We start from the raw sequence: 14,296 nt of genomic DNA on the forward strand, positions 1-14,296 counted from the left end.
CACCCCACGGGGAGACAGATTGGCGGATCACTCACCGGCGTCGGCGGCCCCGGCGTCACCGCCCCCGGCGTCACCGGCCCCGGCGTCCGCGGCCGGCTGGTCCGCGGTCTGGTCGGCGGGCTGGCCGGCGGACTCGTCAACGGGCGCCTCGGCGGGCTGGTCCACGGTCTGGTCGGCGGGCTGGTCCGCCGGCTGGTCCACGGTCTGGTCGGCGGGCTGGTCGGCAGGCTGGTCCACGGTCTGGTCGGCGGGCTGGTCGGCCGGCTGGTCCACGGTCTGGTCCGCAGGCTGGTCCGCGGGCTGGTCGGCCGGCTGGTCCACGTTCTGGTCGGCAGGCTGGTCCGCCGGCTGGTCTACGTTCTGGGCGGCCGGCTGGTCTACGTTCTGGTCGGCCGGCTGGTCTACGTTCTGGTCGGCAGGCTGGTCGGCAGGCTGGTCGGCAGGCTGGTCCACGTTCTGGTCGGCGGGCTGGTCGGCAGGCTGGTCGGCCTTCTTCTGCTCGTCCTCCTGCTTCTTCTGCTCGTCGGCCTTCTTCTGCTCCTCGTCCTGCTTCTTCTGCTCGTCGGCCTTCTTCTGCTCCTCGTCCTGCTTCTTCTGCTCGTCGGCCTTCTTCTGCTCGTCCTCCTGCTTCTTCTGCTCGTCGGCCTTCTTCTGCTCCTCCTCCTGCTTCTTCTGATCCGCCAGCTTCTCGATTCCCTTCTCGTCCTTGAACTGGTTGCCGTTATTGATATTGATTCCGCCGTTGATGGTGCCGTTGTTGGTGATGTTGTTGGTCTGGTTGTTCGTGATGTTGATGTTCTGGAAGAAGTTGATGTTGTTGAGGCTCGGGGCGAGGAAGCGCGGCTTGTCGTCCTTCTCCACGAAGAACGCCTTGTGGTGCTTGTCCCAGAAGAACTGCTGGTTCCCGTACCAGCAGGAGTACCTCGCGTCCTTGGAGTGCTTCTTGTGCCACTTCTTGTCCGTGCAGAGGTTCTTGTGGCGGCTCTTGCCAGGGGCGGAGGTGACCACCGCGGAATCCGGCATCGGGGCCGCGAGGGCCGCGCCGGCCGGGATCACGACGCCGCCGACGATGGCGGCCGAAGCGGTCATCGTCGCCAGGGCCAGAGCGCGGTTGCTGCGGACTCGGTTCTGCTTGCGGATGCTGCGGATCATGACTCTCCTCGTGAAGTGAACGACGCTTTTCACGCCCCGGTGCCTCGTGTTCCTAGGGGGTTTCCGGTGAGGCCCGCACTTCAAGTAGGCCGGAATCCGGAAACAGGGTCACGCTCCGAGGATTCGGGACTTGACGGAGCGGAGAGCGGCGGTTAATGGAGGAGGAGCGCAGCACAACGGCCCCTGACGTCTCTCCTGGTCAGGGGCCGTTCCTCACGCGGTGGGTGTGGGATTTGAACCCACGGTGACTCGCGCCACGACGGTTTTCAAGACCGTTCCCTTAGGCCGCTCGGGCAACCCACCTCGGCCCCGTCCCACCTGGGGTGGAGCGGGTACAGCGTACCGGGATCGGGCGGCGGGCGGGGGCGGTGGTCCACACGGGGTCCCTTGGGCGGCGACACACGGCTGCCCTGTGCGGCAGTGCGGCGCGCGAGGCGCGTGACCACACTGGAACCATGGAGAGCCCGGCTCCCTCGCAGGCTGCGGACGTGCCACGGTCGGACGCCGCCGAGGAGCGCGCATACACGGGGGCCGTGTACGGCTCGCTGCTCGCGGCCTCGGTGGTGGTCGGAGCGGGCTCACTCGGTTCCGCCCCCCGGCTCCAGCTCGTTCTCCTGCTGCTGTGCACCGCGATGGTGTCCTGGGCGACCCGTGTGTACGGCCGGCTGTTCAAGGCGCGGATCACGGGCGGGTCCGTCGGGGCGAAGGGGATCCGTGGAGCGTGCATGGACGAGTGGCCCGTCCTCATGGCGGCCGTGCCACCGGCCGTGGCGGTCGCTGTCACTCCCCTTCTGGGCATCGGCCCCAAGGGAGCGGTGTGGCTGGCTCTCGGGGTGGCGCTGGCCGGTCATGTCGGCTGGTCCACGGTCGCCGCCCGCAGCGCCGGTGCCACGGGCCGCGCGGTGGTGATCGCGGGAGCCGTCAACCTGATGCTGGGGTTGGTGGTCGTTCTCTTCAAGGTGCTCGGCAAGCGCTGACGCGGTGGTGGACGAGCGATGGATCAGCGGGAGCCCTCGTCAGGCGCTTCCCACCGCCTGGTGTGACGCGGGAAGCGGTTGTCCCGGCCTCCGGGCGGTCCACCCTGTGTCCGTGGAGGCCGCCCGGCGGTGAACGCGCGGCCGGTCTGCTGCCGGCGGACTCGACGATCCACGGTTCCCCGCTCGGCGGTGACGACAGCCTGCGGAACGTCCGGCGGAACGCCGTCTGCGAACAAGGCCGATCGGAGGCCGACCGTGAGCGTGCGCAGGGACATCGCGGCGCCACTGGACGACGTCAGGCGCGGGGTTCTCAGTGCCCGGCCGTCACCGCACGCGGCGGCCTGCCTCGCCTTCCGCGTCGACGACCGGGCGCGGGACGGGAGTTGGCCCGAGGCGCGAGCACGGCGGTGACCTCCGCGGCGGACCCGGTCGGCCCAGGGCACTGCGGCGCGTGCCCCGGGCGCTGGGCGATCCGGGCGAGAGCGGCCTCGCTCCGTCCGCCCGGGACGGAGCGGCCGGACCCCCTCGCGTGTGCGGTGCGGGTCAGCTGTCGCCCTGGCGCGACCCCAGCGTGAGGTCCACCGTGTGCTCCTGGCCGCCCCGCTTGTAGGTGATCGTCACCTTGTCGCCCGGCTTGTGGGTCCAGATCTCGCCGATCAGGGTCGGACCGCTGTCGATCACGTGGTCGTCGAGCTTGGTGATGACGTCGCCGGGCTTGAGGCCGGCCTTGGCCGCGGGGCCGCCCGCCTCGACCGCGGCGGCGCCGCCCGTGCCCTGGTCGGTGATCTGGGCGCCGTCGGTGGACTCCTCCAGGGAGACGGAGGCACCGATCTTGGCGTACACCGGCTTGCCGGTCTTGATCAGCTGCTGGGCGACGTACTTGGCCTGGTTGATCGGGATGGCGAAGCCCAGGCCGATCGAGCCGGACTGACCGGTGCCGAAGCCGCCGCTCCCGCTGGACTGGATCGCGGAGTTGATGCCGATGACCGCGCCGGAGGCGTTCAGCAGCGGGCCGCCGGAGTTGCCCGGGTTGATGGACGCGTCGGTCTGCAGCGCGCTCATGTAGGACGCCTTGCTGGTGGAGCTGCCGTCGCTGGAGGCCACCGGGCGGTTCTTGGCGCTGATGATGCCCGTGGTCACCGTGTTGGACAGTCCGAAGGGGGCGCCGATGGCGATGGTCTCGTCGCCGACGGCCACCTTGTCGGAGTCGCCGAGGGCGAGCGGCTTCAGGTCGGAGGGGGCGTTCTTCAGCTTGATGACCGCGACGTCGTAGCCCTGCGCGTGGCCGACGATCTCGGCGTCGTACTTCTTGCCGTCCGGGAACGTGGCCGTCAGCTTGCCGCCGTCGACGGCGTCGGCCACCACGTGGTTGTTGGTGACGATGTGGCCCTGGGTGTCGAAGACGAACCCGGTGCCCGTGCCGCCCTCGCCATTGTTGCTCTCCGCCTCGATGGTCACCGTGCTGGGCAGCGCCCTGGCGGCCACGCCCGCGATCGTCCCCGGGGCGCGCTTGACCTGCGTGGCGCTGTCGCTCGCGGAGACGGTGGTGGAGCCGCGGTCGTCCCGGTCCTTGGCCAGGGTGTAACCGAGGCCGCCGCCCAGGCCGCCCGCGACCAGCGCGGCCACCAGGACGGCCGCCACCAGTCCGCCGCGTCCGCTGCGCGGCTTGGGGGCGGGCTGCTGGTACGAGGCGCCCCAACCGGTGCCCGGACCGCCGGTGCCGCCGTCGCCGTAGGCCGGGGTGGCCGGCGGCGGCCAGGAGCCGTCGGGGGCCGGGCCGGACTGGTACGCCGGCCCGTGGTCCTGTGCGGCGGAGGCCGGGCCGGGCGGGTACGCCGGGCCGTGGTCCGGCGCGGCGGAGGCCGTCGGGGCCGCGGGTGCCTCCGGGGGCACGGGCGGGAGCGGAGCGGTCGGTGCGCTCCCCTGGGGCGCGGGGCCCTGCGGGGAGACGGCGGGAGAGGCCATCGGCACGGGAGGTGCGGACGGCGCCGGGGGTACCGCGTTGCCCTCGTTCTCGGTGCTCACAGGTCTTCTCCTCGGTCCACGCCTGTTGTCGTCGATAACACTGGTCTGCAGTCAAGCACTGGTCTGCACTCAGCTTTTCCCACTGGCCGTCAGAGCACGATAAGCCGTTGCTGTGGGTCCGACCGTCTTCTTTATATCGGTTTATATAGGATCTTTCGGACAAAGGTCTTGGCAACGAGTGCAGTGCCGTCCCGCGTACCCGGCAACGGTGGCACCATGACGCGGTGACCCACGCACGACAGCACACCCTCCAGGTCGTCGCCCACCGGGGCGCTTCGGAAGACGCCCCCGAGCACACCCTCGCCGCCTACCGGAAGGCGATCGAGGACGGCGCGGACGCCCTGGAGTGCGACGTACGGCTGACCGCGGACGGCCACCTGGTCTGCGTCCACGACCGGCGGGTGAACCGTACCTCCAACGGCCGCGGCGCGGTCTCCGCGCTCGAACTGGCCGATCTGGCCGCCCTGGACTTCGGTTCCTGGAAGACGCCCGAGGCCTGGCGCGGGCGGGACGAGGAGCCCGACTGGGAGCACCGCCCGGAGGACCGCGAGGACACCTCCGTCCTCACCCTGGAACGGCTGCTGGAACTGGTCGCGGACGCCGGACGGCGGGTGGAGCTGGCCATCGAGACCAAGCACCCCACGCGCTGGGCGGGCCAGGTCGAGGAACGGCTGCTGACGCTGCTGAAGCGGTTCGGGCTGGACGCGCCGGCCTCCGCCGCCGAGTCGCCGGTCCGGGTCATGAGCTTCTCGGCGCGTTCGCTGCACCGCGTGCGCGCCGCGGCGCCGACCCTGCCGACGGTCTACCTGATGCAGTTCGTCTCGCCCCGGCTGCGCGACGGCCGGCTGCCCGCGGGCGTGCGGGTGGCGGGTCCTTCGATCCGCATCGTGCGCAGCCACCCCGACTACGTGGAGCGGCTGAAGCGATCCGGCAACCAGGTCCACGTGTGGACCGTGAACGAGCCCGAGGACGTCGATCTCTGCGTCGGACTGGGCGTGGACGCCATCATCACCAACCGCCCGCGCGCGGTGCTGCGGCAGCTGGGCCGCTGAGCGGACGGTCCGCCGCCCGTCCCGTTCCCGGCGGACACCGGGCGCCGTCCGGCCTTCCCGGTCACGGGGAGTGCTCCGGCGCGTTCGGTGCGTGTTCGGTCGCGATGAGTGCGTCACCGGAAGGGGATTGGCCGGTTTCCGGTACAGGCCAAGAGGGCATCCACACCGTGGCGTGGGGCGAAGGAGGTCTCGGGGGTGGCGTTGGTGGTGGCACAGGAGGTGCCCACGTCGTCGAGCATGGCCGTACCCCATGGCCCTGCGGGCGTGGGGAAGGCGCGGCACCGGATGCGGGCGCAGCTACGCAGCGGTGGCGTATCGGAATCGGTCATCGACGACGCCGTACTGATCCTTTCCGAACTTTTGAGCAACGCCTGTAAACACGGCCGCCCCCTGGGGGACGCGCCGGCGGGGGACGGGGACGTCCGCGCCGCCTGGCAGGTGGACACGCGCGGGCGGCTCATCGTGGAGGTCACGGACGGCGGCGGCCCGACCCGCCCCGCGCCGGCCACTCCGTCGGTGACCGCGCACGGCGGCCGGGGGCTGAACATCATCACGGCGCTCGCCGACGACTGGGGCGTCCGGGACGACGTGCAGGGCGAGGTGACGGTCTGGGTGGTGGTCCACGCGGACGTCCACGATCCCGACGCGCGGTGCAGCCGCGAGGCTCTCGCTACGCGCGTCACCCGTCCGGCGCTTCCGGACCTGACCACTGCGGGCGCATCCGACCCGGCCTCTCCGCGCGTGCCCGACCTGAGCACTCCGGGCGGCCCCGGCCTGGCCGAGCTGCCCGGGCTGCCCGACCTGTCCGGTGTCCCCGGACTCCCCGGTCTCTACGGTCTGCCCGGTCTGGACTTCACGGACGCCTTCGAGGACTGGGACTGACCGGGGCGGCCGGCGGCCCCGGCCGCACCACCGGTGTCGAGCGCGCGTGCGTTGTCCACAGGTTCCCGTTGGTTGTGCCGTGAACGGCTAGGCTCCCGCCGTACGAGAAGCGCCGTAACCGGGAGACACCCACCATGGCCAAGAAGCGACCCCAGACGAAGGCCAAGCCGCAGCCGACCGACGGGGAGATCCCGGTTGTCGGCGCCCGCGAACCCTGCCCCTGCGGCAGCGGCCGGCGCTACAAGGCCTGCCACGGCCGGGCCGCCGCGCACGCCGCGACCGAGCTGGTGCATCGCCCGTTCGAAGGGCTGCCCGGCGAGTGCGACTGGGTGGCGATGCGGGAGCTGGTCCCGGCGGCGACGGCCGAGCTGACCCTGAAGGACGGCCTGCCCGAGGGCGTCCCCTCGGTCACCCTGGCCACGGTGCTGCCGATGGCCTGGCCCGCGCTGCGACGTGACGACGGCTCGGTCCTGATCGGTCTGCAGAACGACACGGCGTCCGGCGACATCAGCCGCGACCTCGCCGACACGCTGCAGCGGGCGCTGGAGGCCGAGCCCGGCACCCCGGTGCAGGGTCGCCGCGCCCCTGCCGACGGGCCCCGGCTGCAGGACCTGATCGACCCGGAGGCCGCCTTCGAACCGGTCGTGCACAGCGGCTTCGAGTTCTGGGTGCCGGACGCGGAGAACGCCACGCCGGAGGTGGCCGCCTCCCTGGAGCGGGCCAACGCCGCCGCCATCCCGACCGTGAAGCTGGCCGGCGTGGACGCGGCGTACTGGTGCGAGACCCCGGACAAGAACCACCTCCGCTGGGTCATGCCGCATCCGGAGGAGCAGCTTCTGGACGCCCTCGCCCGGCTGCACGCCGCGGGCCGCTCCAGCCTCGGCGAGGGCACCCGGCTCGTGGGCTCCTTCCGTGCTCACGGCCTCACCGTGCCGGTCTGGGACCTGCCGAGCGGGGTCGGTGCCGAGGACGTGGAGAAGCCGGCCGCCGAGTTCGCCGAGCGTCTCGCCGCCGCCCTCGCCGTGCGGGAGCCGCTCACTCCGGAGGAGCGCCGGGCGCGCGGCGGGCTGACCAACCGGCAGGTCACGCTCAGCTGACGCCCCCCGCGCGCACGTCACGGCTGACCGGTCGGTCAGCCGTGGCGCCGGGCCGCGGTGCAGGTGACTCCTGTCACAACTCCCGGTTCGGGCAGGGAAATCGGTGTCCGAATAGGCAACCCGGAATTTGCGAACCGCCGATCTCTTGTTACCGTTCCAGTAGCCCGGTTGCTGGTGCATCCCCCGTCGCCAGCAACCGGGTCTTTCCATCCGCGCACCCGCCGCCGCACAGCGACCCGCGTCGCCTCTCCGGCCGGCCCCGCGTCGCCTCTCCGGCCGGCCCCGCGTCGCCTCTGCCGGCCTCCTCGCGCCGTTTCCCCTGCCGGTCCCGCGCGAAGACCCCGCATCCCGGCACCGCCGCCCCCCTGGCACCACCGCCCCCGACGCCCGGGCACCGGCGCCCCGCGGCATCTCGGCGAGACCTCCCCGGCCACCCTGCGCCGCCTCTGCCCACACCACACCCCGCGCCCCTCACCCGCCCCCGGCGCCGGCTCGCCTCACTCTCCGCGCCCCAACTCCTCCGTCCTGCTCAGGAATCACTCCCCGACCGCAGCAGCAGCGCCCCCTGCGCCCCGCGCTCCGCGAACTCCGTGACGGCCGTGTAGGCGTCCGGCCGGCCCCGCCTGTGCTCGCGCGGGGTCTCGCAGGTGGCGGGCTCGTCGTCGGCCCCGGTGACGCAGCGCATCTGCACGTTCCGGCCGCCCGGCCCCATCAGGCTCAGCAGGGAGTCCAGCGACTCGCCGGTGGCGTTGCGGTAGTAGGTGCGCGCCCAGGTGTCCTCGCCCTGGGTCAGCACACAGGTCTGCGCCTCGATGCCGTCGGGCGAGGTCAGTTCCGGTCCGCAGCGGACGGCGGTGGCCAGCCCGACGCCCAGCAGGAAGGGGGAGCGGCGGGCGGTGTCCGGGCGGTCGTCGGCACCCCCGCGAGCAGCGGCAGGCGCGGCGGCCGGCGCCGCACCCGGGCCGGCGTCGCCCACCTGCCCGGCGGACGCCACGGCCAGCGGCAGCGCGACCACGCCCATCACGGCACCCACGAGGGCGAGCACACGGAGCCGTCGGGGATCCCGCAGACCGCACAGCGGCCACGGAGCACGGTGGCCGCCGGAACAGCCCCCGAAAGGACCCCCGGAACGAAGCCCGGAACGCGGCTCGGAGTGACGCCCGGGACGAAGCCCTGAGTGACGCCCGGAACGGGGCCCGGAGTGGCGCCCGGCATGACGCCCGGAAAAACGCCCGGAATGACGCAGCATATGCGGAAGATAACGAGCGAGCGGCGCTCGGCCACCCGCCCGCGCCCGACACCCCTACAACTCGGGCGCGCTCACACCCGTACGAGTGAGGGCGTCGACCACGGCGTCCACCACGGCCTCCACGTCCGGCACCCACGGCGAGGCCGAGCCGGGCAGCGGGGCCCGCTCCCAGCGGACGGCACCCTGGCCGGTCTCGGACGGGGGCAGCGCGAGGTAGCCGCCCTCTCCGTGGAAGCGCAGGGAGCCGGGGACGAAGTCCTTGGCGTAGAGCAGCTCGCCCAGCTGCTCCATGGAGTACGGCTGCACGAGCAGCGCCCAGCGGCTCGACGAGGCGACGACCGGGCCGAGCCGCATGCCGCGCCGGTCGAGCAGGGCGAGGGCGCGGGAGGCCGCGAGCGCCGGCAGGCTGACCGCGCAGGGCGCCGTGCCTCCGGTGGCCAGGACGATCGGGGCGGTCGGCCGGTTGGTCCACCACCAGCGCACCATGCGCGCGTCGGTGGTGGCCGCGAGCAGGCCGGGGTCGAAGGGATGCGCACCGGGCACCGTGCACTCCGGGTCGGGGCAGGCGCAGCGGGCCCGCCCCTGCGGATCCGGTGCCACGCCGGGCAGTACCGGCCACTGCCATTCCGTCGCGAAGGTCAGGGCCGCGCCGATCAGCTCAGGCCTGTCGCCGTTCCGCCTGGACAGAAGCCTGCGTCGCCTTCCGAGGATCTCGCGCATGAGCGCTCGTTCCTTTCCGTTGCACCGCTGGCAACACCGTGGGCTACATCACACCATGTGTCGATCACTTCACTCTGCGTACCTGTTGGCGCATCACACCCCTGCGCACGCCTGTGGAGCCCCGAGGGGTCGAACGTCGGCCGCGTCCGCGTCCATAGTGCGTCGATCAAAAGCACGGCTGCGGCGTGGGGTGGCGAAGTCTGGCGTTTTGCCGTCGCGCGTATTTCTCTCCGCCTCCGCCACGGGAGGATGGGGCTCGGCCGTCGGTGGCTATGACGCCCGGGTCCGTCGCCAGGTTCCGGGCGGCCCCCAACCACCCCTGGCCTTCACCGAGTACGTACCCATCACGACCGCTGTGACGCTCCGTCGAGCAAGGCCAGTCGACCGCAATGGGGCGATACCTGAGGCAGTTTTTAGCCAACTTGGCAGTAAGGCAAGGGGTTCGGGAAAAACCTTCTCCGACTCCATGGACACCAGGAATCCTCGCAGGACAATGCTGGACATCCCCTCACGAGTGCGTGTACATGTGGAGACACTGCTAGCGGCGCAGAATGACATGGGGGTTCGCGATGCTTTTGAGCAATACGCACCGGTCTGAAGGCCGGGCGCCATGAACGCCCCGCATCCTCCGAAAGTGGCCGGAATCGATCCTACGGTTCCCACCCCCGCCCACACTGTCGCGCCCGCCCCTCCCGCCGCAGTCCCCGCCCCCCACGCCCCCGCCCCCGGCGCCGTCCTCCAGGACCGGCTGGCCGGCTGGGTCTCCGATCTGACGACCCTCCACGAACTCACCGAGCGCCTCTGCCGCACCCACGCCCTCGACCACGCCCTGCACGAACTGCTGCGCGCCGGAGCCACCCTGGTCGGCGCCCGCCGCGCCCTGGTCGTCCTGGAGCCCGCCGACGGCCTCGGCCCCCGCACCACGCTCGGCCTCGGCCTCGGCCGCGCCGACCTCGGCCACATCGAGACCGTGCCGCCCGGCGCCCTGCCGTACGACACCGGCGCCGCCGCCGAGATCGCCCACCCCGACCTGTTCGCCGAGGACGGCCTGGACCCGCGCCACCGCGAGGTCGCCGCCCGCCTGGGTTACGCCGCCAGCTACGCCCTCCCGCTCGCCACCGAGACCGCCGGCCGCCTCGGCGCCGCCGTCTGGCTCTACGACGAACCGGCCGAGCCGGACGAACGCCGGCGCCACCTCGTCGGGCTGTACGTCCGGCACGCCACCGAGCACCTCGCCCGGCTGCTGGAGGTGGAACGCACGCGCGCGTGCGTGACGACCCTCACCGAGGAGCTGCTGCCCTCCCGGCTGCCCCGGGTGGCCGGCGTCCAGCTCGCCGCCCGGCACCGCACCGGCCCGCGCGGCGGCGGCGACTGGTACGACGCCCTGCCGCTGCCGGAGGCCGCGCTCGGCCTGTCCGTCGGCTCGGTCACCGGCTCCGGACCCAGCGCGGTGGCCGCCATGGGCCGGCTGCGGGCCTCCCTGCGCGCCTACGCCGTGATGGAGGGCGAGGACCCGGTCGCCGTCCTGTCCGACCTGGAGCTGCTGCTGCGGCTGACCGAGCCCGCGCGCTCCGCCACCGCCCTGTTCGCCTACTGCGAGCCCGCCCTGCGCAAGATCACCCTGGCCGGGGCCGGACACAGCCCGCCCCTGCTGATCGGGGAGCGGCGCACCGAGTTCGCCGAGACCTCCGTCTCCGCCCCGCTGGGCATGCTCGCCTGCTGGGAGGCGCCCAGCGTGGAGATCCAGGCGGCGGCCGGGGAGACGGTCCTGCTCTACACCGACGGGCTGCTGCACCGTACCGGCGACCCGATGGACCGCGCCTTCGCCCGGCTGCACGCCGCCGCGGCGGGCCTCCCGCGCGCGGTGCGGCACGATCCGGGGGCCGTCGCCGACCACGTCCTGCGCGCGGTCCTGCCGGACGGCCTGGACGCCGCCGACTGCGAGGAGGACGTGGTCCTGCTCGCGGCCCGCTTCGACTGAGCCCGCCAGGCCCCGACGGAACATCGCGCGTCCACCGAGCGCCACGGCTCCGCCGGGCACCGCGCCCCGGGCGCCGCGCTCCGCCGGCCGGCAGGACCGGGCATGCTGGCATGACCGGGCATAACAGGTCATCCGCCCCCGCCCGGACCCGGTACGACCGTACGATGATGGAGGTCCCCGCTCGGCCACAAGCAGGAGCGTCGCGGGCCCCGGGGGAGATCAATGGCGTATCGAGGAGGATCACGTGTCCGACGAGCTCAACCCGGCTGTGCCCGACTCCGCTACCGCGGAGGGCCCTGAGACCGAGGCCGAGGAGACCGTCAAGCAGCGGAAGAACGGCCTGTACCCGGGCGTCTCCGACGAGCTGGCCGAGAACATGAAGTCCGGCTGGGCCGACACGGAGCTGCGTGACCTGGAGCCGGTCCAGCAGGCGGGGCACACCGCCCGCCGCCGCGCCGCGCTCTCCGCCCGTTTCCCCGGCGAGCGCCTGGTGATCCCGGCGGGCAACCTGAAGACCCGCTCGAACGACACCGAGTACCCCTTCCGCGCCTCGGTGGAGTACGCGTACCTCACCGGCAACCAGACCGAGGACGGCGTCCTGGTCCTGGAGCCCAAGGGCGACACCCACGAGGCGACGATCTACCTCCTGCCGCGCTCGGACCGTGAGAACGGCGAGTTCTGGCTCTCCGGCCAGGGCGAGCTGTGGGTCGGCCGCCGGCACTCCCTCACCGAGTCCGAGGCGCTCTACGGCATCCCGGCCGCCGACGTCCGCGAGCTGGCCGACAAGCTCCGCGAGGCCACCGGCCCGGTCCGCGTGGTGCGCGGCCACGACGCCGGCATCGAGGCCGCCCTGACCGACAAGGTCACCGCCGAGCGCGACGAGGAGCTGCGCGTCTTCCTCTCCGAGATGCGCCTGGTCAAGGACGAGTTCGAAATCGGCGAGCTGCAGAAGGCCGTCGACTCCACCGTGCGCGGCTTCGAGGACGTCGTGAAGGTCCTCGACAAGGCCCAGGCCACGTCCGAGCGCTACATCGAGGGCACGTTCTTCCTCCGCGCGCGCGTGGAGGGCAACGACGTCGGCTACGGCTCCATCTGCGCGGCCGGGCCGCACGCCTGCACCCTGCACTGGGTCCGCAACGACGGCCCGGTCCGCTCCGGCGACCTGCTCCTGCTGGACGCGGGCGTGGAGACGCACACCCTGTACACCGCCGACGTCACGCGCACGCTGCCGGTCGACGGCACGTACAGCGAGATCCAGAAGAAGATCTACGACGCCGTGTACGAGGCCCAGGAGGCCGGTATCGCCGCCGTGAAGCCGGGCGCCAAGTACCGCGACTTCCACGACGCCGCGCAGCGCGTACTGGCCGAGCGGCTCGTCGAGTGGGGCCTGGTCGAGGGGCCGGTCGAGCGCGTCCTGGAGCTGGGCCTCCAGCGCCGCTGGACCCTGCACGGCACCGGGCACATGCTCGGCATGGACGTCCACGACTGCGCCGCCGCGCGGACCGAGACGTACGTGGACGGCACGCTGGAGCCGGGCATGGTCCTCACCGTCGAGCCCGGGCTGTACTTCCAGGCCGACGACCTGACCGTGCCGGAGGAGTACCGGGGCATCGGCGTCCGGATCGAGGACGACATCCTCGTGACGGAGGACGGCAACCGGAACCTCTCCGCCGGGCTGCCGCGTCGCTCCGACGAGGTCGAGGCGTGGATGGCTTCGCTGGCGGGCTGACGTCAGACTGAGTGGCCGGGTACCGGTGGGTACCCGGCCGTTTCGCGTGTGGGGGGATTCGTGGACGACTTCTGGTCCGGCTTGGGTGCCGGCCTGCACCTGGAGCCCGACGCGGCGGACGGACGCCGGGTCGGGCTCGAACGGGCGCTGAGGGACGCCGTGCGCGGCGGCCGGCTCGCGCCCGGCACGCGGCTCCCCGCCACCCGGCGGCTCGCGGCCGACCTGGGCATCTCGCGCGGCACCGCCAAGGCGGCGTACGACCAGCTGGTGGCCGAGGGCTACCTGACGGCCCGGCAGGGTTCCGGTACCCGGGTCGCCGAGCTGCCCGTCGTCGACACCGAGGCGCCGCAGGCACACGCACGCGCGCGGGCCCCCCGCCACGACCTGCGCCCGGGCAGCCCGGACGTCGGCGCGTTCCCGGCGGCGGCCTGGCTGCGCGCGCTGCGCCGCGCCATAGCGACGGCCCCCTCGCTGGCCTACGACTACGGCGACCCGCGCGGCCGGATCGAGCTGCGCACCGCGCTCTCCGGCTATCTGGGCCGGGCGCGCGGAGTGCTCGCGCCGCCGGAGCGGATCGTCGTCACCTCCGGGTACGTCCAGGGCCTCGCGCTGCTCACGCGCGTCCTGGGCAGCGCCGCCGTCGCCATGGAGGACCCGGGGCTGCCGTTCCACCGGGACGTGGTGCGGCACAATGGCGGAACGGTCCTGCCGGTCCCGGTCGACACGCGCGGGGTACGCCCGGAGGAGCTGGGCGACGCGGCGGCCGTGGTGGTCACGCCGGCCCACCAGTACCCGACCGGCGTGACCCTCCACCCCGAGCGGCGCCGGGCGCTCACCGACTGGGCCCGCGCGCGGGGCGGGCTCATCGTCGAGGACGACTACGACGGCGAGTTCCGCTACGACCGACAGCCGGTAGGCGCGGTGCAGGGCATGGCACCCGGCCAGGTCGTCTACCTCGGCACCGCCTCCAAGACGCTCGGCCCCGCGCTGCGCCTCGGCTGGATGGTGCTGCCCCCGCACCTGGTCGACGCGGTCGCCGAGGCCAAGCTGCACAGCGACCACCACACCGAGACCATCGGCCAGCTCGCCCTCGCCGAGCTGATCGACAGCCACGCCTACGACCGCCACGTGCGCGCGTGCCGACTGCGTTACCGGCGGCGCCGGGACCAGCTGCTGGGCCGACTGGGGGCGCGCAGGAGCGTGCGCGGGATTGCGGCGGGGCTGCACGCGCTGGTCGAGGTGCCGGACGAGGCCGAGGCGCTGGCCCGGGCGGAGGCGGAGGGCCTGGCGCTGGGCACCCTCGGCGAGCACTGGCACACCCCGCGGGCCGGCCGGCCGCAGGGCCTGGTCGTCGGCTACGGCACGCCCCGGGAGCGGGCGTACCCGGAGGCCCTGGAGGCACTGGCGAAGGTGCTGGAACCACCCCGCTGAG

Annotated in this window: 11 protein-coding genes and 1 tRNA gene; 7 read left to right on the top strand and 5 right to left on the bottom strand. The window is 73.0% G+C overall.

The features are described from left to right. Positions 1 to 27: 27 nt before the first annotated feature. The gene (locus tag ACZ4VF_RS27740) at positions 28 to 1,152 is read right to left on the bottom strand and encodes a hypothetical protein (RefSeq protein WP_467929322.1); all 1,125 of its coding nucleotides are present in this window, start codon (positions 1,150 to 1,152) and stop codon (positions 28 to 30) included. Positions 1,153 to 1,370: 218 nt separating this feature from the next. Then, positions 1,371 to 1,455, bottom strand: a tRNA-Ser gene (locus ACZ4VF_RS27745). A 152-nt stretch (positions 1,456 to 1,607) separates the two neighbouring features. On the opposite strand from ACZ4VF_RS27745, the gene ACZ4VF_RS27750 reads away from it, so the two are divergent. Continuing rightward, positions 1,608 to 2,129 carry a hypothetical protein gene (locus ACZ4VF_RS27750; RefSeq protein ID WP_467929323.1) on the top strand — a complete coding sequence of 174 codons (522 nt, stop codon included), beginning with the start codon at positions 1,608 to 1,610 and terminating at the stop codon, positions 2,127 to 2,129. A 543-nt stretch (positions 2,130 to 2,672) separates the two neighbouring features. On the opposite strand, the gene ACZ4VF_RS27755 is transcribed toward ACZ4VF_RS27750, so the two are convergent. Continuing rightward, positions 2,673 to 4,154, bottom strand: coding sequence for a S1C family serine protease (locus ACZ4VF_RS27755; protein WP_467929324.1), 1,482 nt, complete (start codon positions 4,152 to 4,154; stop codon positions 2,673 to 2,675). 224 nt (positions 4,155 to 4,378) lie between these two features. Here ACZ4VF_RS27755 and ACZ4VF_RS27760 point away from each other — a divergent pair, with 224 nt between their 5' ends. From ACZ4VF_RS27760 to ACZ4VF_RS27770, 3 genes are all read left to right on the top strand, one after another. Further along, positions 4,379 to 5,206 (top strand): glycerophosphodiester phosphodiesterase, encoded by an 828-nt coding sequence (locus tag ACZ4VF_RS27760; protein WP_467929325.1) that lies wholly within the window; start codon positions 4,379 to 4,381, stop codon positions 5,204 to 5,206. A gap of 195 nt (positions 5,207 to 5,401) precedes the next feature. Then, a complete protein-coding gene (locus ACZ4VF_RS27765) occupies positions 5,402 to 6,088 on the top strand; it encodes an ATP-binding protein (RefSeq protein WP_467929327.1) in 687 nt (228 codons plus the stop codon). Between the two features lie 134 nt (positions 6,089 to 6,222). Next, positions 6,223 to 7,185, top strand: a complete 963-nt coding sequence (locus ACZ4VF_RS27770; protein ID WP_467929329.1) for a DUF5926 family protein — start codon at positions 6,223 to 6,225, stop codon at positions 7,183 to 7,185. Between the two features lie 529 nt (positions 7,186 to 7,714). On the opposite strand, the gene ACZ4VF_RS27775 is transcribed toward ACZ4VF_RS27770, so the two are convergent. After that, positions 7,715 to 8,200, bottom strand: a complete 486-nt coding sequence (locus ACZ4VF_RS27775; protein WP_467929650.1) for a hypothetical protein — start codon at positions 8,198 to 8,200, stop codon at positions 7,715 to 7,717. 288 nt (positions 8,201 to 8,488) lie between these two features. Next, positions 8,489 to 9,154 carry a bifunctional DNA primase/polymerase gene (locus ACZ4VF_RS27780; RefSeq protein WP_467929330.1) on the bottom strand — a complete coding sequence of 222 codons (666 nt, stop codon included), beginning with the start codon at positions 9,152 to 9,154 and terminating at the stop codon, positions 8,489 to 8,491. A gap of 610 nt (positions 9,155 to 9,764) precedes the next feature. Between ACZ4VF_RS27780 and ACZ4VF_RS27785 the strand changes: the two genes are divergently transcribed. The 3 genes from ACZ4VF_RS27785 (at position 9,765) to pdxR (ending at position 14,295) form a co-directional block, all read left to right on the top strand. Beyond that, positions 9,765 to 11,135 (top strand): PP2C family protein-serine/threonine phosphatase, encoded by a 1,371-nt coding sequence (locus tag ACZ4VF_RS27785; protein WP_467929331.1) that lies wholly within the window; start codon positions 9,765 to 9,767, stop codon positions 11,133 to 11,135. 244 nt (positions 11,136 to 11,379) lie between these two features. Then, a complete protein-coding gene (locus ACZ4VF_RS27790) occupies positions 11,380 to 12,864 on the top strand; it encodes an aminopeptidase P family protein (protein ID WP_467929332.1) in 1,485 nt (494 codons plus the stop codon). A 60-nt stretch (positions 12,865 to 12,924) separates the two neighbouring features. Then, positions 12,925 to 14,295 carry a MocR-like pyridoxine biosynthesis transcription factor PdxR gene (gene pdxR, locus ACZ4VF_RS27795; protein WP_467929334.1) on the top strand — a complete coding sequence of 457 codons (1,371 nt, stop codon included), beginning with the start codon at positions 12,925 to 12,927 and terminating at the stop codon, positions 14,293 to 14,295. Position 14,296: the final 1 nt, after the last annotated feature.

The organism is Streptomyces sp. NPDC029151 (assembly GCF_055564315.1).

Coding starts and splice junctions, on each gene's coding strand:
- ACZ4VF_RS27750 (WP_467929323.1), top strand. CDS start 1,608: ATGGAGAGCCCGGCTCCCTCGCAGGCTGCGGACGTGCCACGGTCGGAC.
- ACZ4VF_RS27740 (WP_467929322.1), bottom strand. CDS start 1,152: ATGATCCGCAGCATCCGCAAGCAGAACCGAGTCCGCAGCAACCGCGCT.
- ACZ4VF_RS27785 (WP_467929331.1), top strand. CDS start 9,765: ATGAACGCCCCGCATCCTCCGAAAGTGGCCGGAATCGATCCTACGGTT.
- ACZ4VF_RS27770 (WP_467929329.1), top strand. CDS start 6,223: ATGGCCAAGAAGCGACCCCAGACGAAGGCCAAGCCGCAGCCGACCGAC.
- ACZ4VF_RS27780 (WP_467929330.1), bottom strand. CDS start 9,154: ATGCGCGAGATCCTCGGAAGGCGACGCAGGCTTCTGTCCAGGCGGAAC.